General features: G+C 67.2%; 2 protein-coding genes. Both read right to left on the reverse strand.

Translation table 11 applies throughout. The features are described 5' to 3' along the window. Positions 1-136: 136 nt before the first annotated feature. Positions 137-1,777 carry an ABC transporter ATP-binding protein gene (locus AC1DO7_RS40895; protein WP_441618395.1) on the reverse strand — a complete coding sequence of 547 codons (1,641 nt, stop codon included), beginning with the start codon at positions 1,775-1,777 and terminating at the stop codon, positions 137-139. 98 nt (positions 1,778-1,875) lie between these two features. Next, positions 1,876-2,586 (reverse strand): ABC transporter permease subunit (locus AC1DO7_RS40900; protein ID WP_477117537.1); only part of this gene is annotated, 711 nt, incomplete at its 5' end.

Genomic DNA, 2,586 nt, shown 5'->3' on the forward strand with positions numbered 1-2,586 from the left:
GGATGGTATAAGGTTGTCATTCACATGTCAAAGTACGTTACAAAATCCACCTAAAAGGCTTTGGAATCAAGCCCATACGACAAAAGTCGCATCTGCTTTCTTGTTTTCGTTATGTCAGGCGCGAGTCAGGCGCGAGTCAATCCGGTGACACCCTGAATTCAGTTGCACCAATTTGCGGCGCCGCGGGATCCGCCGCACCAATCTCGGCTGCCAGCATCAGCTTGCGGGTGTAAGCGTGCTGCGGCGCACCCAGCACGGCCTCGGTTTCCCCCGCCTCGACCACCTCGCCTGACTTCATCACGATGACGCGATGCGCCATCGCCCGGATCACGGCGAGATCGTGGCTGATGAACAGGTAGCTGAGGTTGTACTTGCGCTGCAACTGCGTCAGCAGCGCAAGCACCTGCTGCTGGATCGAGACATCGAGTGCCGAGGTTGGCTCGTCCAGCACCAGCACCTGGGGCTTGAGGATCAGCACGCGCGCAATCGCCACGCGCTGGCGCTGGCCGCCCGAGAACTCATGCGGATAGCGACCCAGCGCGGTGCGGTCCATGCCCACTTCGCGCAGCGCCTCGGTGACGCGCTGGCGCATGGCGTCGCGCGACAGCCCCGGCTGGTGCAGGGCCAGGCCCTCCCCCACGATCTGTTCGATGGTCATGCGCGGCGAAAGCGAACCGAACGGATCCTGGAACACCACCTGCAGGCGCGATCGCAGCGTGCTGCGCTCGCGGCGCGAGACATCGTCCAGGCTGCGGCCGAGGAAACGGATCTCGCCGCTGGTGCGCCGCGTCAGGTTCAGCACGGCGTGCGCCAGCGTGGTCTTGCCGGATCCCGATTCGCCCACGATGCCAACCGTCTCGCCCTCGCGCAGCGTGAAATCGACATCCTTCACGGCAGCAAGATGGTCGCGCCCGAACCAGCCGGCCAGGCCGCGCCGCTTGCGCGCGTAGTTCACGCACAGCCGCTGGGCTTCGAGCAGTACCGGCGACAGCGGCACCAGCGGCAGCACCTCGCGGCGCGGCCGGCTGTCGATCAGCTTGCGGGTATAGGGATGGCGGGGTGCGGCAAAGACCTCGGCGGTCTCGCCCACCTCCACCAGCACGCCCTTCTCCATCACGCCCACGCGCTGGGCAAAGGCCCGCACCAGGTTGAGGTCATGCGTGATCAGCATGACCGCCATGCCGAACTCGCTCTGCAGGTCGCGCAGCAGCTCCAGGATCTGCACGCGGATGGTCACGTCGAGCGCCGTGGTGGGCTCGTCGGCCAGCAGCAGCTTCGGCCGGCACGCCAGCGCCATGGCGATCATGGCGCGCTGGCGCTGGCCGCCCGAAAGCTGGTGCGGGAAGCTGTCGAAACGGTGCTCGGCGTCGGCAATGCCGGTGCGCTCGAGCAGCGCCACGGCGCGCTCGCGCGCCGCGCGGCGGTCCAGGCCCTCGTGCAGCGCCAGCGTCTCCACGATCTGGTTGCCGATCGTGTAGAGCGGGTTGAGCGCCGTCATGGGCTCCTGGAAGATCATGGCGATGTCGCCGCCACGGATGCCCCGCATCTCGCGCTCCGACACCTGCAGCAGGTCGCGCCCCTCGAAGCGCACCGCGCCCTGGTAGCGCGCATCCTCCACCAGCCGCAGCATGGCCAGCGCCGTGACGGTCTTGCCCGAGCCGGATTCGCCCACCAGCGCGAAGCGCTCGCCTGCGCGCAGGTCGAAGCTGACGTCGCGCACCGCGCGCGTGGCATCCTCGCCGTGGCCGAACGTGACGGAAAGCCGCTCGATGCACATCAGGGGGCCGCCGGCAGCGCCCCTTTCGGGGCGGGGCTTCTTGCCGTTCTTGGCGCCATTCGAGGCGCCATTCGCGGCGCCGGCTTGTGGCAGCGCGCTCATGGCGTCACCTCCGCGGCCGGCGAGCCTTCGGGCGCCTTCGGCTCCACGCGGCCGCGCAACTGCGCCAGGCCCAGGCGAGTATCGAAGGCGTCGCGCAGGGCGTCGCCCATGAAGGTAAGCAGCAAGAGGGTCAGCACCAGCACGGCAAAGGTCGAAAGGGAAATCCACCAGGCATCGAGGTTGGCCTTGCCCTGCGCCAGCAGCTCGCCGAGGCTGGGCGTGGTGGGTGGCACGCCCAGCCCGAGGAAATCGAGGCTGGTCAGCGCCAGGATGGCCGCGCTCATGCGGAACGGCAGGAACGTGATGACCGGCGTCAGGCTGTTGGGCAGGATATGGCGCCACATGATCTGCACATTGGACAGGCCCAGCGCACGCGCCGCCTTCACATAGTCTAGCGAGCGGTTGCGATAGAACTCGGCGCGCACGTAGTCGGACAAGCCCATCCAGCCGAACAGCGACAGCAGGATGATCAGCAACGCCAGGCTGGGCGTGAAGATCGAGGCGAAGATGATCAGCAGGTAGAGCTCGGGCATGGAGCTCCAGATCTCGATGGCGCGCTGGGAAATCAGGTCGAAGCGCCCGCCGAAGAAGCCCATCAGCGCACCGCTCAGCGTGCCGATCAGCACGCCGATCAGCGTCAGCGCGAGGCTGAACAGCACGGACACGCGGAAACCGTAGAGCAGCCGCGCCAGCACGTCCCGGCCCCG

The organism is Cupriavidus sp. 05N40 (genome assembly GCF_056397305.1).